Origin of the sequence: Candidatus Hamiltonella defensa 5AT (Acyrthosiphon pisum) (assembly GCF_000021705.1) — a bacterium.
Taxonomy (GTDB): domain Bacteria; phylum Pseudomonadota; class Gammaproteobacteria; order Enterobacterales; family Enterobacteriaceae; genus Hamiltonella; species Hamiltonella defendens.
Window position 1 is genome coordinate 1,118,865 of record NC_012751.1, and the last position, 23,792, is coordinate 1,142,656.

The window sequence follows — 23,792 nt, forward strand, 5'->3', positions numbered from 1 at the left end:
CAAAGCTTATTGATGTTTGAAAACACCAAGTGGTTGATGATACCAACGAGGCATGAATTCTTCGCGATAACCCCGAATTTTCCACGTTTTATCAAAAAAAAACACGGTCAATTGCCCAGAAACAGAAGTGTCTCGCCATAAAATATGATTTTTTTGATAACGTTTGATTATTTTTTGTGCTGGTAAATGCCACTGATTATAACGAGAGACCGAAGCGAAAGCGAAAGTAGGCTTCACTGCCCTTAAAAAAGGTGAGGTGGATGACGTTTTACTACCATGATGAGGTACTTGTAAAAAAGTAGAGGCCAATTTATGGCCCGCTTGTTGAATGAGTTGATATTCACCCTTAGCTTCTAAATCACCGCTGAGCAATAAACTATGTTGACCATCGTCAATCCGAATGACACAGGAATCGTTATTCTTAGCGTTTTTTTCGCGTTTTTTAGGCCAAAATACTTCAAAATTGAGCTCTTGCCATTCCCATTGATTGCCCTCGCTACAAACTGAAAAAGTGATCAAATCTGATTTTTTTAAGGGATTAAAAGGGGCTGTGACCTTTGCTTTTGGGAAAAATTTTAACAGTTCATATAAGCCGCCTATATGGTCATTATGATCGTGACTGAGAATAATATGTTCAAGTTCCAGTCCACGCCAGTTTAAATAAGGCAATATCACTGAAGATGCCATACTGCCTGTCTTCCAACGCACTCCAGTATCAAATATGGTGGCTTTTCCTCCACGCTCAATCACCACCGCTAAACCATGGCCAACATCCAGCATATCTACCCGCCATTTGTATCTTTTATATTCAGAGCGTTCAGTAAATATCCATAAAAGAATACAAAATATAACAACTGATATGATGTGGTGACTCCTCCAAAATTGAAAACGCCAAATAATGACAGCCAACCAACCACTGTAACTGATGAGTTGCCCTGCTTTGCTGATGGATAACCAGCCCTTAGATAAAAATAATAAAGGAGAAAAAACAAGGCCGATAGAAAAATCCGCTAAAAACCAAAAAATTGAAGCAATAAAAGGGATAAAGGTAGTTAAAAATGCTAATAAGATGGCAGGGATCGTGATAAACGAAATGATAGGGACAGCCCATAAATTGGCTATCAAAGAAGACAGGCTGATGCCGTGAAATAATGCCACTTGAATAGGCAGGAGCAGTAACATCATACCTAATTGTAAATGAAGCCATTTCATTAATAATTGCCGCAGCCATTGGTACCAGGTACGATTTTCAGACAATCTTAAAGGGACCCACTGATACCAAAAAATCAGAGCGGCTACTGCAAAACAAGATAACCAAAAGCTATCTGACAAAATGGCCAAAGGATCAATGATCAAAATCAAACTCACAGTCCATAACCAGACTTGCCATGCCGTACATTTTTTTCTAAAAACGCTTAACAGTAGCCACAATGTTAATGCCAGCATCGCCCTTAATGTGGGGGCACTGGCCCCGGCGAGCCACATATAAAATAAGGCTGAACACCATGACATCATGAGTGGGAAGCCTTGCCGTATCCAGGTTATAGGGAAGAAAAACTGTAAGGCTCGTGCAAATAAAGCACCGAAAAGAGCCGCCATGGCAATATGCATACCGGAAATGGCGATAAGATGCGCGGTGCCAGTTTTTTTCAATTGTTCCCAATCATTTTTATTCAGTAATTTTCGCTCACCAAAAGCCAATGCGATCAGAATACGGACGTAATCATAAATATTGATACTGTTTTTCACACCGCTGATCATTTTTTGTCGCATATCACATTGCAGATCAATAGGTTTAGCAGAGATTAATTTTCCGGATAAAGGTTGTTTATTGGCCACAGCCCAACGTTGACTATCGAACCCCCCTTCATTAAGAGTGCTGTGTATTGCGCGCATTCGAACTTTAAGTTGCCATTTTTGGCCTGAGCAAAACGACGGCAAGTGGTCATTCCAAATGACAGATACAAAAATCGGAGGAAATAAATACTTCCCTTCTAATTTGTGAATACGTAATAAAACTCTTGGCTTTTCATTTTTTTGATGGTGTTTTTGCAATTGCACGCTTTTAACTATTGCAACGATATTTTTCTGACCTTGAGTGAGAAAATCCACCTGTGTTAATAACGTTTTGGCATGCAAACATCCCCACAAAAAGCTGATGCTCACGAGAGCTAAAAAATGACAGGTTAAATTTTTTGTTATATTCAGCAATAAAAACAATATTAAAAAATAAAATAATAATTTTTGTTCAGGTAATTTTGGTAAAAAAATAAGAGGACAAATACCTAAAATAATGGCAAAGGCCGCTTTATCTATGGATAAATTAATAATCTCTCTTGCTTGTTTAATGATGGTATATCCAAAAACCTGGAGCGGCTTCCATTGATTTTGATTAATGAAATAGATATTCATCCATATGTTTTATTTAAATTTTAATAAAATTTTTTTTAATCAGACTCAATAAAACCCCGCTCTAATGACAGAATTTTTTATAACAAAAAGACTATCTACTGATTAAAAAATAATTTCTACTTAATGATTAAAATATTGAGATCGAGATCGAATTTTATTTTTTAATTTTACAAAAAATAAAAAAAATGGGGATGTTGATCGCAAAAATCGCAATTTGAATGAGGTGTTTTACATATAAGCAGATTTTTTTGGGCTCTCTTTTTTTATTATTTTTAATTTTTAACTCATCGTCATTAAATAAGTATTACCTCCTGCTGCAGTGGTGTTAATACTCAAAGAACGCTCAATGACAAGCCTTTCTAATTGAATCTGTGGGTCTCCTTGATATAAGCCTTGAACAGAAACGATAGGGCCTGATCTTTTGGCCAACTGTTGACACAAAACAGTCAGTGTCTCATGATCTCCATGATGGATAACCGCATCAAAAAACAGGCTATCAGAGGACCAGTCGTTATTGTCAGCAAAGCTGATACGCTGTTGGACCAAGGGCGGCAGACTCGCAAAAAATTGAGTTTGGAGATTTTTTTTCGGCCAGATCACTTGGCTTCCAACGACTAAAACAGCAGTGAGCTGAATGTAAGCATCTTTTTCGTCATCTGCTAAACAGAGCACTTTTTCACGAGGACAGAGTTGATAAGTGTTAGATTCCCCAGTAGGACCAGACAAAAGAAAAGCCTGACCCGATACTGTATATTTCATATACTCTTGAGCGAGCTCTAATAATTCTGATTTGTCTTGTTCTCGCAACCATTCTTTAAAAGCCTCTTGAGCGTTTAGCCTTGTTTTATCTTGATCCACATCCGATATTTGCTCCTTTGTTTGTTGAAGCAGAGTCTGATTTAAGGCTTTATTGGAACGAGACGCCAACAACCGATATAGATAAAGTGGGCCCCCAGCCTTAGGCCCCGTCCCAGAAAGGCCTTCGCCCCCAAAAGGTTGTACCCCTACCACAGCGCCGACCATATTTCTATTCACGTAAATATTTCCTACTTTTGCACGGGCCGTTATTTCAGAAATGGTTTCATCAATACGACTTTGGATGCCTAATGTTAAGCCATAACCTGTGGCATTGATTTTATCCACCATAGTCATGAGATCCGTGCGTTTAAAACGAACCACGTGGAGCACAGGCCCAAAAATTTCTTTTTGTAATTCGTCAAACGTGTCGAGTTCAATTAAAGTTGGCTTGATGAAATACCCCTTCGAATCCGTGTTTTTATCTAACTTATTCAAATGAGCGGCCTGATAAACGGTTCGCCCTTTTTCTTTCATCGCTTGAATATGACCTTCAATCATCTCTTTTGCCCGGGCATCTATCACAGGCCCTATATCGGTGGAAAAATGCTCAGGGTTTCCCACACGATACGCGGCCATCGCTCCCCGCAACATATGTAACGTTTTATGAGCAATGTCCTCTTGAAGGCAAAGAATACGCAAGCCGGAACAACGTTGACCGGCACTATCAAAAGCCGATTTCATCACATCCGTGACCACCTGTTCCGTTAAGGCCGAAGAATCGACGATCATGGCATTTAATCCACCTGTTTCGGCAATAAAAGGAATGGGATGGTTCTTTTTATTCAAACGTTCTGAAAGATGGTTTTGTATCAAACGAGCCACTGAGGTCGAGCCTGTGAACATCACGCCCGCCACACGCGGATCCTTCACCAATAAGCTCCCGATAGATTCGCCCGCCCCTGGTAATAATTGCAATGCTTTTCGAGGAACCCCAGCTTCAAAAAGAATACGAACGACTTCAGTGGCGATCAGAGGCGTTTGCTCTGCGGGCTTTGCTAACACACAATTACCTGAAGCCAGGGCGGCGGCTACCTGCCCTGTAAAAATGGCCAGCGGAAAATTCCAAGGGCTAATACAGACAACAGGCCCCAAAGGGATTTCCGTTTTATTGGAAAAATGTTGCTCGACAATCACAGCGTAATAACGTAAAAAATCAACGGCTTCACGAATTTCGTTGATGGCGTTTTCAAGGGTTTTACCCGTTTCACGTATTAACAACTCAAGCAAGCTGCCTTTTTCGCTTTCCATAGCATCTGCGGCTTTTAACAAAAAGCCTGCTCGTTCAGCAGGCGGAGTTTCAGCCCATTCTGCTTGTGTAGTACAAGCAAAATGTAAAGCCCGAATGGCTTCACTTGACGTGGCTTCTCTGACATAACCGACAAGATCCTCTGTATTGGCTGGATTAAAGATTTTTTTTTCAACCCCTCCTTTTCCTGGCTCTAACCCTATTATCGGATAAGCGCTTTTCACCTTTTTGGCACTGGCGAATAATCCTTCAGAAATAGAGGCTAATACCTGTTCATCAGATAAATCGACGCCACAAGCATTGGCACGTTTTTTATCACAAAAAGTGTCATGATATAGATCTCGAGGAAGAGGGATCATTGGGTTCATCAACCCTAACGTTCCTTCCGAAGCCGCTTTTTTTTCTACCCATTCAACGGGATCTTGTATCAGCTGCTCTAAAGGTATGTTTAAATCCGCAATACGATTCACAAAAGAAGTATTGGCACCATTTTCCAATAAGCGGCGGACCAGGTACGCCAATAATGTTTTGTGACTCCCCACTGGGGCATAAATACGACAAGGCCGATTGAGTCCACCTTCTGACACAGCCCCAACCACGTGTTGATAAAGGGGTTCTCCCATGCCATTTAAACACTGAAATTCATATTGTTCAGGCGCATAGTTTTCCCCTCCAGCTAAATAATAAATGGAGGCCAAAGTATAGGCATTATGAGTGGCAAACTGAGGGTAAATAAGCTCAGGGAAAGCCAATAACTTACGAGCACAGGCTAAATATGAAATATCGGTATGAGGTTTTCGTGTATAAACAGGATAATCGCTTAGCCCCTCGACCTGAGCATGTTTTATTTCTCTATCCCAATATGCCCCTTTGACCAAGCGAATCATCAAACGATGTTCGCTGCGTTTTGCCAAATCAATCAGAGCATCAATCACAAAGGGGCAACGCTTTTGATAGGATTGGATCACGAAACCAATGCCACTCCAACCTTTTAAATCTGGCTCAAAACATAATTTTTCCAAAAAACTCAGCGAGATGGGCAATCGTTCTGTTTCTTCTGCATCAATATTAATACCGATGTTATAACGCCGTGCTTTTTGTGCTAATGATAATAAACGGGGATAAAGCTCCTCCACGAGCACCTTATATTGCGAACGAGTATAACGAGGATGCAAAGCGGATAATTTTATAGATATTCCAGGACTTTCATAAACTCCCCTGTGCTTAGAAGCGGCGCCTATGACATCAATGGCGTTGTGATAGGTCATCCAATAAGCCTTGGCATCTTCTTCTGTGAGCGCGGCTTCCCCCAACATGTCATACGAATAGAGAAATCCTTTATTTTCATATTTTTTGGATTTTTTCAGCGCTTTTTCGATGGTTTCACCCGTGACAAACTGTTCTCCCATCAAACGGATGGACACATTTAATGCTTTACGAATCACAGGCTCCCCGCTTTTTTTAATCACACGACTGAGCGCATTTTTAAGGGTGAGCTCTGATGAGACAGAATATTGTCTGACGAAACGACGGCTCAGTAATAAACCCCAAGCACTTGCATTCACAAAAATAGAACGGCTACGACCCAAATGATCTCCCCACTCCCCTTGAGTGATTTTATCTCTGATCAGCAGATCGCGAGTTTTTTTATCAGGGATCCGCAATAGGGCCTCTGCCAAACACATCAGTGCGATGCCTTCTCGAGACGATAAAGAAAATTCCTGTAATAAATTTTGGACGATGCCTGAAAAAAGACGGTCATTTTTGTTTTCACGTAAATTTTTACAAAGCCTATAGGCCAAATTTTGGGTTGCTTGAGCCAAATCAGGCGTCAATCGCGCATCTTCAAGCCACTCACGAATTGCGTCAGATTCTGGACGACGATAAGCCAGATTCATGGCTGTTTGTAAATCGGATGGTGTGTAAAGCGGATCGTAAAAATAAGAAAAAGGCGCGTGAATAGGCTCTGTAGATTCGATATCGCTGATATTTTTATGCATTTGTGATTCCCATTTTTATTTTTTTGAAGAAATAACGATGATATAGATCCTATCTTAAACATTTTATATATATATTATTTCGTCTTGCCAAGTCATTCATCTGGCTTGATCGTAAGAATGGATGATATAAAGGCATTCCTACAAACATACCTACCCGCCTCAAAGACATCCAGATATCACTCTGGACTATTTGTTACATTATGGAGATTTTGTATGACAATAAGCACGCCAATGCTAGTCATTTTTTTGATTTACATTTTTGGGATGATTTTTATTGGATTCATCGCATATAAAGCCACTCATAGCTTTAATGACTATATTTTAGGGGGGCGTCGTTTAGGAAGCCTGGTGACGGCTTTATCAGCAGGCGCTTCAGACATGAGCGGTTGGTTATTAATGGGCTTGCCAGGGGCTATTTTTCTTTATGGTATTTCAAGTAGCTGGATTGCTGTGGGTTTAATTATTGGCGCTTATCTTAATTGGTTATTCGTAGCGGGACGTTTACGTGTACACACAGAGGTCAACAAAGATTCTCTCACCCTACCTAATTATTTTTCTAATCGATTTAATGATCAAAGCAAGCTTCTACGAGTGATATCCGCGTTTGTTATTTTGGTTTTTTTTACTATTTATTGTGCATCAGGAATAGTGGCCAGTGCTCGTCTTCTGGAAACCACCTTTGAGATGCCGTATTCAACTGCGCTGTGGTTAGGTGCTGCCGCGACGATTGCCTATACTTTTATTGGTGGTTTTTTGGCCATCAGTTGGACGGATAGCGTTCAGGCGACGTTAATGATTTTTGCTTTAATTTTGACGCCCATCATGGTGATGTTATCAGTTGGAGGCTTTGATGCTTCCATCGCCATGATAAAAGCGAAAAATGCCGCGAATTTGAACATGTTTGAGGGGCTCAATGGTATTGGGATTATTTCTTTTCTTGGTTGGGGCTTGGGATATTTTGGCCAACCTCATATCCTGGCTCGCTTTATGGCCGCCGATTCCCATCACACGATTCACAGAGCGCGTCGTATTAGTATCACGTGGATGATCTTGTGTTTGACGGGTGCCATCGGAGTGGGCTTGTTTGGGATTGCTTACTTTTCACAGCATCCAGAAAATGCTATAGGCGTATCACAAAATTCAGAGCGTGTATTTATTGAATTAACGAAATTACTCTTTAATCCCTGGATAGCGGGTATTTTATTATCCGCGGTCCTTTCTGCCGTCATGAGCAGCCTGAGCTGCCAATTATTAGTGTGCTCCAGTGCGATAACTGAAGATTTGTATAAACCTTTTTTCCGTCAAAATGCCAGCCAAAAAGAACTGATATGGGTAGGGCGTTCTATGGTGTTGCTGGTTGCCTTAGTGGCCGTCAGCCTTGCATCTGATCCTGACAACCGCGTTCTCAGTTTAGTCAGCTATGCCTGGGCTGGTTTTGGAGCCGCGTTTGGGCCGGTGATACTCATTTCTGTCTTTTGGAAGAATATGACACGCAATGGGGCGTTAACAGGGATGCTGGTGGGCGCGGCCACCGTTATCATCTGGAAGCAAGGCGCATGGTTTGGTTTATATGAAATTATTCCAGGTTTTTTATTTTCTTCTATCACGATCTACTTCGTCAGTTTATACGGCAAAAAACCGCATCAAAAAATCCTGGATCGCTTTGAAAAATCAGAAACACAATTTAAAGTGACAGAGTAATGATTCCATTGACACAGCAAATGTTCTCATCGCGTTTCGGGGTATTTGACTCCTCCGACGATTTATTGGAAATGATTTTCAGTCCAACGATAAAGATCTTTGACTGTGTTAATGTGCATAAAGTCTTTTTCTGTCATTTCAATTTTAAATTTTTCACTGATCATAATGACCATATCGATGAGCGCCACAGAATCCGCATACAAATCATCCACCAGGTGTTTTTCAGGTGTAATATCTTCCTCATTGCAACCCAGGCAATCGATTAATATGTCACGAATCCTCGCTTCTCGCCTCATTTGATGAGTCGTGTTTTGCTCTTTGTTTAATGTATCACCATCAGGAAACGAACTATTCATATTGATTGTCACCGATGCCCCATTCTTCGTTGTCAAAGGTCGCCGAGCTGCCTACATTAAACATCTGTTGCTGCCAAGGCATAATAAAAGTATTCATAATCAATTTTTCTAAATTTTCGTCATACTTCAATGCTCTTTCTGCGGCTTTTTTTCTTGTTTCAATTGTGTCATCGGGAACCACATTTTTTTCAAATTTTTCTGACAGAATATTGATTCTTTCATCTGTGGTTGTCTTAATGTTGTTTGTTTCATGAATCTTAGCCTGAAGTTTTTCATATTTTTTAAAGATATGCAGAAATTCGCCATACCTTGCTGAGTGCGTCTCTCCAGGTGTCACATTCTTTGATAACTCTTCTCTGAGTTCTCTGACCATGTTATCCAAAATGACATAAGGTTTTTCTTCTTTATCAGAGACATCCACTTTGGGATGACTTGAATTTCCGGTTATGGGAGTGGTCATGGTTTTAGCTCATCAGCCTCATTTTGTGTGCCTTGCTCAGGCAAGTGGGTTTTAAAATAGTCAAAAAGTTGTTCCAAACTGCCCTGCGAAAGTTGACGGCACGCTTTCATCGTATCCTGAGTTAACAATAACCGTTTGACGGCCAGCTCCATAAATTCTTCAGGAATGAATTCCGCAATCTGATCTTGATATTTAATGACGAATCGGGAAGCAGGGTGATATTCAATTTTGATGGGATGATTCCATTTTTCATTCAAAAAATGTAATAAATCCGCATGTTTTTTTTTCGATTTTCGATTTTTCTGGAAAAATCAAATGCAAGACAGACTGGGAGCCTTCGTTTTGTGAAGGCAATGTATTTAACCATTCATCCAGTAAAACGATTAAAATATCAGGATGATCCAGAGCGGTAGAGAAAATTTGTCGAGCATGATCTTCTAAATCAAGATTTAATTGATGCATTAAATTTTTAGTATTATTCATATACCCTACTATATGCTTAATAGCGCTCATAACCCCTTGCTGATAGCCGTCCATATAAGCTTGTTTCTGTATTTTTTCTGCATCTTCTTCTGCCTGTCGAATGATTTTTTTTGCATTTCGATATGCTTCATTCAAAATATTTTTGGCGCGCTTATGCTGCTGGATCTGAGCATAAGTCAGTAATACGCCTTCACGCGCCGATAAAGGCGAGAGATTGGGGATTTTTTTTGACATGTTGAATGGCCAAATTGATAAATAATAAGTTAGGGGATATTTTTCGATCAAAATCCAAAACAGCGTTCATAGAAAAAGGGAATAAAAAAGGCATTCTTTGTGATATTGCTCCAGGCAATTCCTTCTCCCATAAACTTAATTCTTTCGCACCGTAAGCCAATAACTGCAAAAAATTCATCTTCTGGTTAAATTGATAAGGCAATGCCTCGACCATTTCAAGTTTTGCAAATTGCTGAACCCATAATGGTAAACGCAATAACATGCCTTTTTTCAGTAAAATAGTGCGATGCCTCTGGCAAGCCATAATAAAAGCAATTTGAGGCAGGTAGAACCAATGAGTTAACCATTTTTCTGCCACACTGGTATTTTTAATCACCGGGCGTTTCACCTCTAATTCATATTGTTCGATTAATAAATCATTCCATATCGATTTGGATGAAGGCCTATTAAATCTCGCAGGTAAATGAAACCAGGTGTGATGAAAATAGGATACCGGATCAAATAACACTTTATCCAATGCAGTGATCTTCAACATCTATTTTTTATTTTCCTTACTTTTAGAGACAAAATTTTCTATCTTTTCTCTTAAGAAGGAGAATTTTGTAAATAATAAAAAACTGCTTATCAAAAAAAGCAACGCCATCATCGTATAAATCAAGCTGTAATTAACTTGAGCTGCTTTTTGAACGGGCGCCTGGTGCTGCATTGGGGCTTGTTCTGACAGAATCACTGAAATGTTTTCATAATCCAAATCATTGAAACTGTTTTTCAAAAAACGTTTGACATCCCCAATTAACAAGCTGGTATCCATCCCTTGATCGTGATTCACTAATGAAGATAGATGTATGGCCGGCGTTTTGCGACCCCCTTCTCCTGAATCAAGGTCATAGCTCACATGAACCCTGGCTGTCACAATGCCCCTCATGCTTTGTAATGATTGTTCAAGCCGCTGTTCTATGCCCGAGTATAAACGGGCTTTCTCTTGTCGAGGAGAGGAAATCAAAGAATCGCCAGGAAACATTTGAGAAATTTCGACTCTCGGTTTAGAAGGTAAATTATAGGTTTTAATTAAACCTACCGCAGCGACAAAATCCTCAGGGTTCACACTGATGCTATACCCCTCTTTGAGTTGGTCTGTTTTTTGAGCGGGAATATTATGACGCAATAATAATGCAGAAACCTCATTGGCTTGTTGTTGATCTAGCCCTTTGAGCAAATTCTGCTCTTTACAGCCGACTAAAAGCCCTATAAAGCAAAAACAAATCACGAAACGTATTCTCTTCATCATGCTCTTAACACCGTCTCAATAGCACTGGTTGCCTTTCTAACCAGCGTCGATAATGCACTCAGCTCGATATTATGTTTTGATAAATCTTCTTGATCTCTGATCGACAGTTTGGGATCCATCAATCTATTTAAATCCGTTAAACGGCTCTTTAGGTCCATTTTTTGATCAGCCAGTTCGACCATCGATTGAGCATAGTTGTGGATTAGCCTATCTTCCAGAGAGACCACGCTTGGTGTGCTTTCTGTGACACTCAGCGCCTCTGACGCTATTTTTCTAATATGGGCTATATTTTGCATGCATCATTTCTCTTTATTTAAAATAAAAAAGGGAGTATCTAAATAAAATATTGTTTATTGACTAACGGAAGTTATTAATAATCGCCATCGCATTGTCAGTGAATTTTTTGATGGCGTTGGTTTGTGCATTGATCATCATTTGAAGCGCACTCAGGCTTCTTTGCACGTTTGATAAAGCCACGGGATCAGAAGGGGCTTTCTCCAAGGCATTTAAGTGTGTTTTATATTGAGCTTCCGAAGTTATAATTTTTTGAGCAAAGGCATCTGTGTGTGCTTTTATATATGTGTCTCCTCCTGTGTCTGCAATTATTGCATTCATAGCCTTTATCATTCCCGGATCTTTCCTCAAATCTTCACTGCTTTTTTCTAAATTGATGCTGACTGTACTGTCTGCCATATTATTTTCCTCACTATTCATTTATTGTTTGGTTATCAAGGTTTAGGGAAGTACCAGTAACCAGGAGACACCTTGACATAACTCCCCTGATGACCATATTTCAATGATTTGCCTTTCAGCCAATCGTCTTGTAGCTCAATAGAAAATTGCACATATTGTTGGCCCCAGGCTTTGTTGTAATTGACGACAAAACGGCGAAGCTGTTGTATATGGCCATCTTCTAAAGCCCCTTTAATCACAAAGGTGACGCTGTTACCGTGATCTTGTCTGATATAAGGGACCGAGATTTTTTGAATACCTGCCTCTGCTTGAGACGCCACTTCCTGATCACTGATATCAATGATTTTGATCTCTTTTGCATAAGGCATTTGTTCTTTTAAACTTTGCATTAAATTCAAACTTTTTTGAGCATCTAAAACGGTGCGTTCCTGACTGATCAATAACACCGGCACTAAAGGTGTTTCTATTTTTACCCTGTGATATTTCACCCAAGACCAATTTTCTGATAACCAGGCGGCCACTCGTTTTTCTTCATCCTGTAAATTGATCACCCGAATGGGGTTTTTAATATCCGCCCGTGTTAAAGATTGCCTGGCCCAGGTCGCTTCTTTTTCATTTTTTGCAAAAACATACATCCAATGATCATGAGCCCCCAAGATTTCATATTTCCCTTGATAATCGCCAAGCACATAAGAAATTTGACTGATTTCTTTGGTTTTCTCTTTTTCTTTTTTTTCTTCGTCTGTCGTTTTGAAATGAGACAGCATGAAAAAAATCAGCCCAACGACGAATCCGGATATCAACAATGTCATTAAAAGTCTCACGAATGATTTTTTAGACTGTTTCGATACAGCCATTTCTTTTTTCTTACCCGTTAGAATGGCTTCGTCCCATTCTGTATTGATGGCTTTAATCGCAAAATTTAATGTTTCTACAGAAACAATGTGATTAAAATCAATCGTTTTTTCTTTACTTGCATGATGAATAAATTCTCGTAATAAAATCTTATTGCTTGAATCAACTTCTATTTCGAATTGAAATTCTTCTACATCAAAAGGAATAAAAATCGTATTTTCAGGTAATTTCGCCTCATTTTCTTTTTTAAGAATGGCTTCTTCTTTACCTGCCACAAATAATGTTTTACCCTTGCCTAATTCAAATTCATATCCTTTTAGAACTCCGTTGAGAAGGCGGATAATCATTTGAGGCTCTTGGATTTCTTGATTATTCTGTGTCTCTATCATTTTTATAAAAGCCTGTTTAAATTTTCAGAATCGATATTTCGGATAAACATTAACAATATTTTTATTGGCCATCATGATTAAAATATGATGAATTATTTTATTTTCATCAGTATTCAAAATAATAAAAAAATACATTAGTAAAAACATATTATTAAGAATTTTTAACGATATTCATCCATCATAAAAATGAAATAACTTTAAGTAACTTTACAAAAAAATAAAGGCAATAAAGTAATCAAAAATGAAATATCGAGAGAAATTAAAAGGAAAAACAGGCATGTGCGGCGATGAAACGTTGATCTCACGCGAAGTATTATTATTTAAAATCAAGGATTCCTTTCGATGCAAAAATACCAATTGAATCATGATAGGCAAAGCAGTATCTATTGATATTGCTTTATGGGACAAATTATTCTGACAAAATTATCTCAAAAAAATTTGATGATTCATTTTTAAAACTGAAATTCACTTTCACATCAACAAGTTAATAAAAATATATTAAAAGGATTCAATATATGCCAAACCACTCATTCTCATCACCTCATTCAGATTTCAGCACTCACTTCGTTCCAGAATATTCATTTGATTTTAGCCAGCATCACCATATTTTTATAAAAGCAAAAAATCGAATAAATAATATTAATCATTTGTCGACATATTATGATAAAGACGGATTATGTTTTGCTTTGTCTGTTCGTTATATTATTGAAGAGCATGTGCGACGTGAAAGTTGCACCACAGAAGTCCCTTGAAAAAGGGTAAGGTTGATCCGAAACCTTATTGCCACTTACTCGGTGCAAGAGGAGTAATTCTCTTGTGCTAAGCGAGAATGAAAGCCTAACTAAAGTATTAAGCTGAATAAGAAATAGGGGCTAGGCAAAATTGAAATGGGCTGAATAAAGTGAATCTCCGTGATTAAAATGTCGTCAGCAACGAAAACACGAAATCAGATGTGACGTGTTAAGGGGAAATTTAACGACAGTTAGAAACGGGTAAAGAAGAGTGTTCGTTCTTTACGACGGATCCCGTTCCCCGGCATAGAGGAGGCAGCCCACTCAATGTATCTTCATGGTGTGAAACACGGTAACCCCATTAATCTTTTAGTGTTGATGTAAATACTAAGAGACAGTGGGCATAAGACGTTCCAAAAAGCGAAGGCAATCAGCCGAAAGGCAACTGGAAATCATAACAGGATTGATAGAGGTAATTACTTTACTCTGAAAAGAGGCTGACGTGGAACGGGTGACTTACCCATATAATCCTTTACCAAGGTTATGAATTGATTTAGAAGAGTTAGATGCCTATGGCAAACGTAATAAATCAAAACTATGAACAACAACTGGAATGGCATGCTATTAACTGGCGTGTTGTGACAGCCATGATTAATAATCTAAGGCAAAGAATATATAGGGCTTCAGCAACAGGTGACTTAAAGAAAGTCAGAAATCTGCAAAAACTCATGATGAAATCAAGAGCTAACCATCTTCTGGCTATCAGGAAAGTCACTCAGGTCAATCGGGGAAAACACACGGCTGGAGTAGATAATCAGGTAATTAATGACCATAAAGGACGAGAACATCTTTATAAGTTATTAAGCCAAACAACTTCAGAAAAGGTTTATCCAGTAAAACGAGTTTACATAGCAAAAAAGAATGGAAAAAAACGCCCTCTTGGGATCCCAACCATTCTCGACCGCTGTAGACAAGCGATAGTTAAATCGGCGCTGGAACCTTATTGGGAAGCAAAATTTGAACCAGTCAGCTACGGATTTAGACCGGGGCGAAGTGCCCATGACGCAATACAAAAAATTTTCTGTATTGCCAGAGCACGAGGGACACGGCACTGGGTACTAGATGCAGATATTAAAGGCGCATTTGACAACATTGACCATAATTTTCTCATAAAAAAAATCGGGGGATTCCCCGAAAGAAACATGATTAAACAATGGTTACAAGCCGGTGTGCTGGAACATGGCAACTATATACCCAATGTTGCAGGTACTCCGCAAGGCGGGATTATCAGTCCACTACTGGCCAATATTGCACTCCACGGAATGGAGACCTTACTGGGTATTCAATACTGGAAAAACGGCACGCCAAAACAAGGGCAACCTTATGCAGTAGTTCGTTATGCGGATGATTTTGTCGTATTCGGTAAATCCCGTGAAGAGTGCGAAACTGCCAAAATAAAGTTGCAAATTTGGTTAGCTCAGAGAGGGTTAGCTCTTTCTGAAGAAAAAACCAGTATCAAACACTTGAAGGAAGGATTCGACTTCCTGGGATTTAATATACGACATTATGACAATCGCCACAGAAAACGGGGATATATATTGTTAACGAAGCCCTCAAAGGAGTCGATGAAAAGGTACAAACAGCAAATGAGAATGACCTGGAAAGGTATTATCGGTATGCCGACACAAGAAGGAATAAGACAACTGAATGCCAAGATAATAGGATGGTGTAATTACTATCGTATTGGTGCTTCAAAAAGAACATTCAGTGCATTAGACCAATGGATGTGGATCCGCCAACGTAGATATTTGTATCGACGTCATCCCAATAAACACTGGTGGTGGCGAAGAAAACACTACTTAGGCAAGATACCAGGTAGAGAAGACTATTCAGTATTTATGGATAAATCAACCGGTGGATTTCTTTGGAAGCATGCATGGACAAAAATACAGCGTCATTGGCTAGTTCCAAAAAATGCTTCCCCCGACAATCCGGAATTGCGTGACTATTGGCGTAATAGGCAGGCACGTAAACAGCCTTTTATTTACGGTGTCAAAGTTAACCTCTATAAGCGACAGAAAGGTTATTGTCCTCTCTGTGATCAAGAGTTGGACAATGGTGAACAATTGCATGTTCATCATATTCAGCCTAAAGCTGAAGGGGGTGACAACAAGCTGGCTAATCTAAGATTGTTACATGCTAATTGCCACAGACAATTACATAGCAAAAAAAGGAAAAATGTTGAAGTGAGTAAGTTGCGTGAGCCGTATGCGGGGTAACTCGCACGTACGGTTCTTGAGGGAGTGGGCACTTGCGGCCTGCTTACCTAATCACTGTCAGCCTGAAAAGGTGTTTATGCGCCATGTGGAAGGCTGCGCACACTGTTATCACGGGATTATCGGTCGGATGGTGGTGGCAGAAGTGATTGCCCCGGATGCCCCCTTTTTTGAACTGTACCTGACAAAAAGCAAGGCGGCCGCGAAAACCTACTGGCATCGTAAACTAGGTGGCATGACCCGTAATCAGTACGTATTGCACTACATCCATGCAGGAGAAGTTGACCCACTGGCCGCCCATTGTATTTGTCCAATCGATGAAGACAGTTATACGTTGTTGCCTCAATAACTTACACACATTGTTGTTTATGTGTATTATGATGACTTTATCATTGTATGAGTGCATGAGTAATGAATATATATAAAAAAACAACATTTGCGGTCTTCTCTATGGCTCTTTTAACTTCATCTTTATCTGGATGTCTGGTTAAAAAACCAGAGAAATCAAATGAAGCTGCCAATGATATTTTAAATGAAAAGTTTTATAGTAGTTTGTTGGTTATTCCTGTCACCATCAATAATAAATCATATCGTTTTTTAGTTGATACTGGGGCTAGTACTACCGTTATCAACGAAGGAACAGCTAAAGAAATAACACAGGAAGTTTCATACTCAACGCTGCATCCATTCCATAAGAAAATTTTTTCTAACGTTAAAACGGTTCACGATAAAATCGACGTTGAGAATCTTAAATTGCTTAAGCCAGTGAAGATGTTTATTGGTAATGAAGAAGTCAGTGATAATGAAATCTGGATTGCAAAAGATTTAAGTCTTCTTACTCAAGCATCCGGTACAAATGATAGATGGTATTATTGGGATTGATACCTTTAGAAAATTTAACTGGCTTGTTGATAATAAAAAAGGACGTTTAACCATATCGAGAAAATCACCTCCAATATCAACTTACTCACACTGTGTAGCATACGAAGATGCCTATGGAAAATCCCCATACTTTTATCTAGATTATGGAAATAATGATTTTATTAAGATGCAAATTGATACAGGGCACAATGGCAGTGATTTTGGAAACGATTTTATTGAGCACGCAAAAAAACAAAAAGGGAAAATAACACCTATCGAATATAGCGTTACAGCAGCTGAGGCAACAGGGCTGATTAAAATCCGTCAGTATATAATTACGGGTTTAACCTTTAATAATCATCCGGTTGGGGAAATGATCATATCAGAAAACAACAACAATCAATATTTTTTAGGGATGAATTTCCTGTCACGATTTAATCAATATGCTTTTATGCCGAGCAAAATGCTTTTCTGCTATAACACAAACTCATTCTATAAAGAACATCAATACCCCATCAGGCACATTGGTGTCAGGTATTATAATGAGCACCTCGAGATTTTCTATAATGACAAAAAAGAACTTGATCAATATCATCTTAAAGATGGTGATGTCATTAAAAGCATTAACGGCATAAATTATTCACCACGAGAAATTAAAAAAGTCGGTGAAATTTTATCATTAACCCCAAAAAACAAGTTAACCTTGATTATTGAACGTCTAGGCGTTAAGCAAAAAATTGTGATTTAATCATTGATAAATGACGCCCCAATCATGGGCGTCATTGTTAAGCGGCGTTGTGTTCAAGCACACGACCGGATTCATTTTTAACGCCAATGGAAATTTTCTGGGGTTTTTCCTGTTCTGGAATATCGTAGGTAAATTCCAGAGTGAGTAGCCCTTTATCCAGATACGCTTTCTGGATATTGATTCGATGCTCCAGGCTAAAACTTAAGGAAAACTCACTTCTTGTCATGCCTTGATGCACCCATTTCATGCCGTCTTTTTCCTCGACAGAATCTGTTTTTTCAACGTGCGGCTTGCCGGTAATGGTTAACTGGTTATTGAGCACGGAAATATCGAGTTCATCCCGAACATAACCCGGTACGCTCACTGTCAGCTCATAATGCGCTTTGTCTTTTTGCAGCAGATTATAGGCGGGTGAGTCTGCCAGCGGTTTTTCGCCGGTCAGACGACTGAACAGATTATCTATCTGCGAAAGCCGGTCAGAAAGCGGATGATGGCTGAATGCCGGGATAAGAGAGAAAGAACGATTGGCCATAGACTCCTCCTTTAATAATACACAGTGAATAAAACATTCCCCTCACACCCTTCATATAGGGGCAGTGGAGACGTTTTCAAGCGCCCCCCTCAACCTGAGAAAAAAACCATGTTGCCCTTATTAACGTCAACCGTTGTTGCCGTCAAACCTCGCATTGACGCCACACTGAGATGGATTTACCAAAAAACCTTTTCCGCCAGAGACCGCATTGCCTTTTACGACATGCTGGCCTTCCTGCTGGATAACAACAAATCGTTGCAGCAGGCCTTTATCGATATGCGCCACGTGGTCACCGATTTTGGCCGAAAACATCATCCCTGCTCGGTGCTGTTGACCGATTGCCTGTCTGCAATCGATGAGGGACAAAGTGCGTTTGAAAAGGTCTTGCTGGAATGGGTGCCGGTTCAGGAAGCCACCCTGATGGGTTCCGGTATGCTCTCCGGAAAGCTCTCCGATGCCCTGCGCCGTGCCAGACAGATGGTCGAAGGCAAGAAAACGATGCTCTCCGCCCTGTTCGGTGCACTGGGCTACCCCTGTTTTCTGCTGGGTATCGTGGTGCTGATGATGCATATGGTGTGTGAGAAGTTTACCCCCAAGCTGGCCAGACTGGTGCCGCGTGAAAAATGGGAAGGGCCGCTCAGCCTGTTAACCGGCCTTTCTGAATTTATGGTTCATTTTGAGGGGTTATTGCTGTTTGGCCTGCTGGCACTGTTCGGACTGATGGCATGGTCAATGGGGCATTGGACAACGCGAAAAATCGCCGACCGTCTGCCGCCGTGGTCCGTGTATCGCGCCGTACAGGGGGTTTACTTTTTGCTGAATATCGCCGCGTTGCTACGGGTCAATATCCCGGTGATGCAGGCGGTCCATATGCTGGGTGAAACCGCCAGTCCATGGCTGGAAAGGCGAATTAATGAAACGCTCCATTATATGCGACAGGGCGAACATCTGGGGCTGGCTTTAAAAAGTACCGGCTACCACTTTCCCTCACGCGATTGTGTCAATCAGATGATGTTGTTAACCGAAGGCACGGGCGCGGAAAACAGCCTTGAGCAGTATGCCGACCGATGGTTGGCCATCACCATTCAACAGGTCAGGACAACATCACGTTATTTAACCGGACTCTGCTTCTTACTGGTGTTCGGTTACATGTTGCTGCTGTTATTGGCCAGCAACGATTTAAGTACCCTGGTCAATCAAATGAGGTAAAAATGAAAAACCATTCAGTGAGATGTTATCACCCCACCCAAGAGAACAGTATGAACACACCGTCCCACTGTCATCGAGGGTTTCTCAGTCTGGAAGCGATGGGGGTGTTAGCCGTGATTTCTTTCGCGATTGTCCTGGCAGTCGGCACCGTGTCGAGTTTGTTTAACAAAAGCACGCTCAACGATGAAATCGCGAATGTACAATCCTTAGTGACACAATCTCGTGGCCTGTTAAAAACCCAGGGGGAATATCCCTTCAGCAATGGCGCAAAAATGACGGGCACCCTGGTGCAGTTTGGCGGTGTGCCCGGCAACATGACCATTAACGGCGATAAATCCAAAGGCGAGGCAAAAATCACTAACGGCTGGGGCGGTGAGGTGATGATTGCGCCAGAAAAGGTGCAGGGCTCTGTGAATAACAAGGGCTTTTCCGTGACCTATAAAAATGTCCCGCAGGAAGCCTGTAGCGTGATGGCGACGAAACTCAGTGGCAGCGCCATGATACAGGAGGTCTCCATCTCTGGCAGTCATAACGTGGGGGGAGTCACCGCAGAAAAAGCCGGGGCGCAATGCAAACCCGATAACGGTTCTGTCGGCGTGAATACCCTCATTTTTAAATCCAGTCATTAATCCCTCCCTTCTTTATTTCATGTTTAACGCCTTTTGATGCAGAAAGGGCATGGGTGGCTTTTTCTGCATTTAAGGAGCAGATGTCGTGACAATGATGACTTTTTGGCTTGCCATCAGTTTAACCCCGGCGGCACAGGCGTTTTGTTTTAATGAAGCGGGGGCGATATACCAGATTGACCCGACACTGCTGAAAGCCATCGCACAGCAGGAAAGTCGCCTGTCGGCGAAAGCCGTAAACACCAATCGGGATAAAAGGGGTCGGGTGTTGAGCGTAGATGACGGGCTGATGCAGGTGAATTCGACGCATATCCCCAGACTCCAGAAAATGGGGGTTCTCCGCCACCCTGAGGATTTGCTCCATCAGCCCTGCCTGAACGTCAAGATTGGCGCGTGGATACTGGCGAAACATCTTCGTGCATGTGGCGTCAACTGGGCCTGTCTGGGGTCGTATAACGCGGGCTTCCACCCCCGTCATGAAAAGAAACGCCTGCACTATGCCCAACAGGTTTATGCCCGCTACTGGCCGGTGGTCAGCGGTGACAGGAGAACACCGTGAGCGCGGTGAGTCTGGTGGGGCTGGGACTCTGTGCCGTCCTCATGCAAAGCGTCGCGGTCATGGTCGCCCGGCATTTTCTGGAGGTTCATCACGAGCGACCGCTGTCAGCCATCGGTAGAGGGGTGATAGTCACTCGCGTGATTTTTACGGGATTATCCTTTCTATCGGCCCTGTTGTCGCCCTCCGCACTACAGGGGCTGTTTTCTCTGGTTTTCCTCGCTTTTTTATCCCTGTTCATCTATCTGGATGCGGCCAGCCGGTGTTTGCCGCGCTGTTTTACTCTGGCCTTTGGTGTGACCGGAGCCGTCTTTCGTTTTCTGCTGTCCCCGGAGAGCGGATTACCCGCCCTGGTCACCGCGTTAAGTCTCTTTGGTGTGCTATGGGCACTACGAACCCTTTCGTCAGAGCCGACAAAGGCTAAAATAAATCAGAGTGACTGCCGACCCGATATAATTTTAGTTCAGTGTCGGTACGTTGATAAATGAGTAATACATCTGACATACCATGACATTCAATATAGCCAATATAGTTCCCTATCAAGGAATGCTCTTTGTATCTTTTTGGGAGTGGTTTTCCAGTTTGTAATAAGTTTATCGTTTCTAAAATGATTTTTTGAGCTTTTTTATTATTTTCATACCGTTTGGCGTCTTTTTTAAAACGGCTTTGATAAACAATTTTTAGCATGATCACCAACCGAGATCACGTTTGAGTTCCTCAATCGTATCCACCCTGTGAACCTTGACACCCCTTTCCAAATCACGAATAGCTTGTAAAGTTTCCTGATTGGGTTGAAGTAAATCTTTGGGTAATTCGGCACTCACCGCCAAACGGTTAACAAGCATCCGGATCACAGTCGAGAGATCCATACCCAAGACTTTGGCATTAGCCATTGCGGCAACTTTAGATGCAGAAGACACTCTGGCACGTACAACAGTATCCGTCATAAAAACCTCCGATTAATTTGAATTAATGTAGCTTTTTTGTAGCTACATGTCAAATTTATCCCCACACCGGGCTTATCGGGAAAAATAAAGATGAAAAACACCTTCCGTCTTATGTCTTGGCGCTGATGCTGTTTTCTAGGTCACTTTTTGCCGAAGAGGTCAATTTTCAAAACTTAAAACTGATCTGACGCCGCCAAGCGCAGTGGCGATTTATCCCGGCAAATGTTAGTGATGATTTTTGGGGATATCGTGAATAACCCCTTGCATCCCACACTGTAGTGGCATAGTTAATTTGGCCACCTGATAAAAACCAGGTGATAAACTCACGTTATCAAAAAAGGGGGAACAATGAACAAAAAACACAAACTCCCCTACAGCCCTGAATTTAAGCTAGAAGGGGCTCAATGAGTGACAAAACAAGGATATAGGGGGATAGAAGGAGCAAAAGCCATGGGCGTGAGTATCATCGCCCTCCGTGATGGGGTGAGGCGGTCAATGAGCGAAAAAAGTGGACAAACTATTTCCCAAGGTAAAACAATGACAGCAGACCAACAACGGATTCAAGAGCTGGAAGCCAAACTCCGCAAGGTTGAACGGGAGAAAGATATCCTCAAAAAGGCTTCATCTCTCTTAATGTCAGAGTTCCTGAACACTTCCCGTGAGTAGAGAAACTTAAGAAGAGCCATGCAGTGACACGCTGATGTCAAGTGTTTGGGATACATCGAAGCCGTTATCAATATTGGGTAAAGGGGGTTAATAGAATCAAGCCTGAACAGATAGAGTGACAAGCTCAGGTACGTCAGGAGCAAGAACGATGTCTGTCATGGTATCAGAACGGGGTATTCCGCCAAGTCGCTATCGGGCAACGAGAGTCATGCGTCAGTTGGAACCGGTCAGCCATCAGCCACCGACTCATCAATATAAAAAGGCGAGACAGGAACATCAGGCTATTCCTGACGTGTGAGCGCGTCAGTTTTCTGTGGCTGCCCCTCATCAGATGTGACCTATCTCTTCTGGGCAGGGAATCGTTGGACCTGTCTAGCCGTACTGATAGACCTGTTTGCACGTAAACCGACAGGATGGGCCCTCTCTTCTTCCCCAGACAGTGAATTCACCTGCAAGGCATTGTGGATGGCTTATGAATCAAGAGGACGCCCCAACGGCGTCAGGTTTCATTCAGCTCAAGGTTGCCATGACACGAGCCTGACGTTCAGGCAGCCACTCTGGCGCTATCGTATGACCCAAAGTCTCAGCCGTAAAGGTCATTGTTGGGACAACTCTCCTATCGAACGCCTGTTCAGAAGCCTCAAAACAGAATGGGTACCCAAAGCAGGGTATCCAACTCAACAAGAAGCCAGGCGGGATCTTGTTGATGATCTCATTGGCTACTACAGTCAAACGCGGCCTCATCAATACAACGGGGGATGAACGCCAAATGAACCGCAGCGGTTGTACTGGAAAAAACACAAGATACTGGCCTGTTTTACTTGACCACTACAATTTGACAAAACACGCTATCCCCTTCTGGCCTCAGCCTATCCTTCAGGACAATTGCCGGACTTAATGGGGAGAATTTATTCGGGGCGCGGATGCGGGCAGGAAAATTGATACGGGCAGAAAGGTACTGAGTGCACAGGGCGATGCTATCAGAAACATCACGGGCCAATTCGGGTATGTGAGGCAAGGGCAGTGGGGACCCTAGGTGACCGCCACTGGGGCTTTTTATCAGACCTCGACATTTAGTGCGGCCATCAAAAGAGGCGACCCCGATAACTGGGGCTCCGTCTCTGCGTTTGATGCGTCTCGGGTCGTCCCCACCGCCCACGAAAACCGACCCCGTAATGTGGCGTTCAACTACATTGTTCGAGGCGCTTGAGGTGGATGCCTTTGTAGAATACCCCGATTCATCTGGAAAGCCCCTCGACCCCTAGGAGGGGGAAATAGCTTGTCCGGAAGTGCCGAGTTATTTTTTTAATTTGATATGACTTTCTATTCTAAACAAATCGCAGTTTTTATACCAAAAATGATTTGAACAAGCAAAACGAAACCATTTTTCAAAGTATTCTGGATAATCAAAAATAAACAATTTATGGCTTGGATCAGAAAAAATAATTTTTACTTTATTTTGTTGATTTTCAATCATAATAGCTGCTGCATGGCCTGATTTATACTTACTACTTGATGAAGAAAATAATATATAAATATTTTCTCCTTTGTGTTTATTAAGAGTTATCAAATCGATTGAACGTGAAACAAATTTATCATGAGTTTCGTTATTTTTAACCTGATTACAATCAATCTTTGTAAGATCATTCTTTTCTAACAATTCAT

23 protein-coding genes and 3 pseudogenes are annotated in these 23,792 nt (G+C 41.4%); 11 read left to right on the plus strand and 15 right to left on the minus strand.

Features of this window, described 5'->3' with window-relative positions; genetic code table 11:
- Positions 1-6 precede the first annotated feature (6 nt).
- Positions 7-2,412, minus strand: coding sequence for a ComEC family protein (locus HDEF_RS05490; RefSeq protein WP_100103900.1), 2,406 nt, complete (start codon positions 2,410-2,412; stop codon positions 7-9).
- A gap of 279 nt (positions 2,413-2,691) precedes the next feature.
- Entirely contained in the window at positions 2,692-6,516 is a 3,825-nt protein-coding gene (gene putA / locus HDEF_RS05495) for a trifunctional transcriptional regulator/proline dehydrogenase/L-glutamate gamma-semialdehyde dehydrogenase (RefSeq protein ID WP_015873661.1), read from the minus strand.
- Between the two features lie 213 nt (positions 6,517-6,729).
- Here putA and putP point away from each other — a divergent pair, with 213 nt between their 5' ends.
- The gene (gene putP / locus HDEF_RS05500) at positions 6,730-8,217 is read left to right on the plus strand and encodes a sodium/proline symporter PutP (protein WP_015873663.1); all 1,488 of its coding nucleotides are present in this window, start codon (positions 6,730-6,732) and stop codon (positions 8,215-8,217) included.
- 62 nt (positions 8,218-8,279) lie between these two features.
- On the opposite strand, the gene HDEF_RS05505 is transcribed toward putP, so the two are convergent.
- The 9 genes from HDEF_RS05505 to HDEF_RS05545 all read right to left on the minus strand — a co-directional run bounded on the left by HDEF_RS05505 (position 8,280) and on the right by HDEF_RS05545 (position 12,975).
- Positions 8,280-8,573, minus strand: a complete 294-nt coding sequence (locus tag HDEF_RS05505; protein ID WP_015873664.1) for an acyl carrier protein — start codon at positions 8,571-8,573, stop codon at positions 8,280-8,282.
- Positions 8,566-9,033 (minus strand): hypothetical protein, encoded by a 468-nt coding sequence (locus tag HDEF_RS05510; RefSeq protein WP_015873665.1) that lies wholly within the window; start codon positions 9,031-9,033, stop codon positions 8,566-8,568. Before HDEF_RS05510 ends, HDEF_RS05505 begins: the two co-directional genes overlap by 8 nt.
- Complete coding sequence (locus tag HDEF_RS05515; protein ID WP_015873666.1) at positions 9,030-9,290, minus strand: hypothetical protein; 261 nt, start codon at positions 9,288-9,290, stop codon at positions 9,030-9,032. The genes HDEF_RS05510 and HDEF_RS05515 overlap by 4 nt, the downstream gene beginning before the upstream one ends.
- A complete protein-coding gene (locus HDEF_RS05520; protein ID WP_015873667.1) occupies positions 9,283-9,750 on the minus strand; it encodes an HrpE/YscL family type III secretion apparatus protein in 468 nt (155 codons plus the stop codon). The genes HDEF_RS05515 and HDEF_RS05520 overlap by 8 nt, the downstream gene beginning before the upstream one ends.
- A complete protein-coding gene (locus HDEF_RS05525; protein WP_015873668.1) occupies positions 9,707-10,285 on the minus strand; it encodes a type III secretion apparatus protein OrgA/MxiK in 579 nt (192 codons plus the stop codon). The genes HDEF_RS05520 and HDEF_RS05525 overlap by 44 nt, the downstream gene beginning before the upstream one ends.
- Complete coding sequence (locus HDEF_RS05530; protein WP_274376881.1) at positions 10,286-11,026, minus strand: EscJ/YscJ/HrcJ family type III secretion inner membrane ring protein; 741 nt, start codon at positions 11,024-11,026, stop codon at positions 10,286-10,288. It abuts the gene before it with no gap.
- 8 nt (positions 11,027-11,034) lie between these two features.
- Positions 11,035-11,334 carry a type III secretion system inner rod subunit SctI gene (gene sctI / locus HDEF_RS05535; protein ID WP_015873670.1) on the minus strand — a complete coding sequence of 100 codons (300 nt, stop codon included), beginning with the start codon at positions 11,332-11,334 and terminating at the stop codon, positions 11,035-11,037.
- Between the two features lie 61 nt (positions 11,335-11,395).
- On the minus strand, positions 11,396-11,731 hold the full coding sequence (locus HDEF_RS05540; RefSeq protein WP_044612316.1) for an EscF/YscF/HrpA family type III secretion system needle major subunit: 336 nt from the start codon (positions 11,729-11,731) through the stop codon (positions 11,396-11,398).
- Positions 11,732-11,766: 35 nt separating this feature from the next.
- Entirely contained in the window at positions 11,767-12,975 is a 1,209-nt protein-coding gene (locus HDEF_RS05545) for a PrgH/EprH family type III secretion inner membrane ring protein (RefSeq protein WP_015873672.1), read from the minus strand.
- Positions 12,976-13,490: 515 nt separating this feature from the next.
- Here HDEF_RS05545 and HDEF_RS05550 point away from each other — a divergent pair.
- The 5 genes and pseudogenes from HDEF_RS05550 to HDEF_RS05570 all read left to right on the plus strand — a co-directional run bounded on the left by HDEF_RS05550 (position 13,491) and on the right by HDEF_RS05570 (position 17,591).
- Positions 13,491-13,727, plus strand: coding sequence for a hypothetical protein (locus tag HDEF_RS05550; RefSeq protein ID WP_015873675.1), 237 nt, complete (start codon positions 13,491-13,493; stop codon positions 13,725-13,727).
- Positions 13,728-14,272: 545 nt separating this feature from the next.
- Positions 14,273-15,985: a group II intron reverse transcriptase/maturase gene (gene ltrA, locus HDEF_RS05555; protein WP_015873676.1), complete on the plus strand. Its 1,713-nt coding sequence runs from the start codon at positions 14,273-14,275 to the stop codon at positions 15,983-15,985.
- Between the two features lie 55 nt (positions 15,986-16,040).
- Positions 16,041-16,331, plus strand: a pseudogene (locus tag HDEF_RS05560) (type II secretion protein E); the annotation flags it as partial.
- A gap of 62 nt (positions 16,332-16,393) precedes the next feature.
- The gene (locus HDEF_RS05565) at positions 16,394-16,864 is read left to right on the plus strand and encodes a retropepsin-like aspartic protease (RefSeq protein WP_044612319.1); all 471 of its coding nucleotides are present in this window, start codon (positions 16,394-16,396) and stop codon (positions 16,862-16,864) included.
- The gene (locus HDEF_RS05570; RefSeq protein ID WP_044612320.1) at positions 16,839-17,591 is read left to right on the plus strand and encodes a PDZ domain-containing protein; all 753 of its coding nucleotides are present in this window, start codon (positions 16,839-16,841) and stop codon (positions 17,589-17,591) included. Before HDEF_RS05565 ends, HDEF_RS05570 begins: the two co-directional genes overlap by 26 nt.
- A gap of 37 nt (positions 17,592-17,628) precedes the next feature.
- Here HDEF_RS05570 and HDEF_RS05575 read toward each other — a convergent pair whose 3' ends face one another.
- Complete coding sequence (locus tag HDEF_RS05575; protein ID WP_015873678.1) at positions 17,629-18,123, minus strand: Hsp20 family protein; 495 nt, start codon at positions 18,121-18,123, stop codon at positions 17,629-17,631.
- A gap of 108 nt (positions 18,124-18,231) precedes the next feature.
- On the opposite strand from HDEF_RS05575, the gene HDEF_RS05580 reads away from it, so the two are divergent.
- The 3 genes from HDEF_RS05580 (at position 18,232) to HDEF_RS05590 (ending at position 20,517) form a co-directional block, all read left to right on the plus strand.
- Complete coding sequence (locus HDEF_RS05580; RefSeq protein ID WP_015873679.1) at positions 18,232-19,332, plus strand: type II secretion system F family protein; 1,101 nt, start codon at positions 18,232-18,234, stop codon at positions 19,330-19,332.
- 50 nt (positions 19,333-19,382) lie between these two features.
- Positions 19,383-19,961, plus strand: coding sequence for a type 4 pilus major pilin (locus HDEF_RS05585; protein WP_044612525.1), 579 nt, complete (start codon positions 19,383-19,385; stop codon positions 19,959-19,961).
- Positions 19,962-20,055: 94 nt separating this feature from the next.
- Positions 20,056-20,517 (plus strand): lytic transglycosylase domain-containing protein, encoded by a 462-nt coding sequence (locus HDEF_RS05590; protein WP_015873682.1) that lies wholly within the window; start codon positions 20,056-20,058, stop codon positions 20,515-20,517.
- A 417-nt stretch (positions 20,518-20,934) separates the two neighbouring features.
- Here the strand turns inward: HDEF_RS05590 and HDEF_RS05595 are convergent, their stop codons facing one another.
- The gene (locus tag HDEF_RS05595) at positions 20,935-21,201 is read right to left on the minus strand and encodes a type II toxin-antitoxin system RelE/ParE family toxin (RefSeq protein ID WP_015873684.1); all 267 of its coding nucleotides are present in this window, start codon (positions 21,199-21,201) and stop codon (positions 20,935-20,937) included.
- A 2-nt stretch (positions 21,202-21,203) separates the two neighbouring features.
- Complete coding sequence (locus tag HDEF_RS05600; RefSeq protein WP_015873685.1) at positions 21,204-21,461, minus strand: type II toxin-antitoxin system RelB/DinJ family antitoxin; 258 nt, start codon at positions 21,459-21,461, stop codon at positions 21,204-21,206.
- 408 nt (positions 21,462-21,869) lie between these two features.
- Here HDEF_RS05600 and HDEF_RS11520 point away from each other — a divergent pair.
- Positions 21,870-22,952: pseudogene (locus tag HDEF_RS11520) on the plus strand (IS3 family transposase).
- 24 nt (positions 22,953-22,976) lie between these two features.
- Positions 22,977-23,337: pseudogene (locus HDEF_RS13195) on the plus strand (phage tail protein); the annotation flags it as partial.
- Positions 23,338-23,424: 87 nt separating this feature from the next.
- On the opposite strand, the gene HDEF_RS05625 reads toward HDEF_RS13195, so the two are convergent.
- A complete protein-coding gene (locus HDEF_RS05625; RefSeq protein WP_015873688.1) occupies positions 23,425-23,787 on the minus strand; it encodes a histidine phosphatase family protein in 363 nt (120 codons plus the stop codon).
- Between the last annotated feature and the right edge of the window lie 5 nt (positions 23,788-23,792).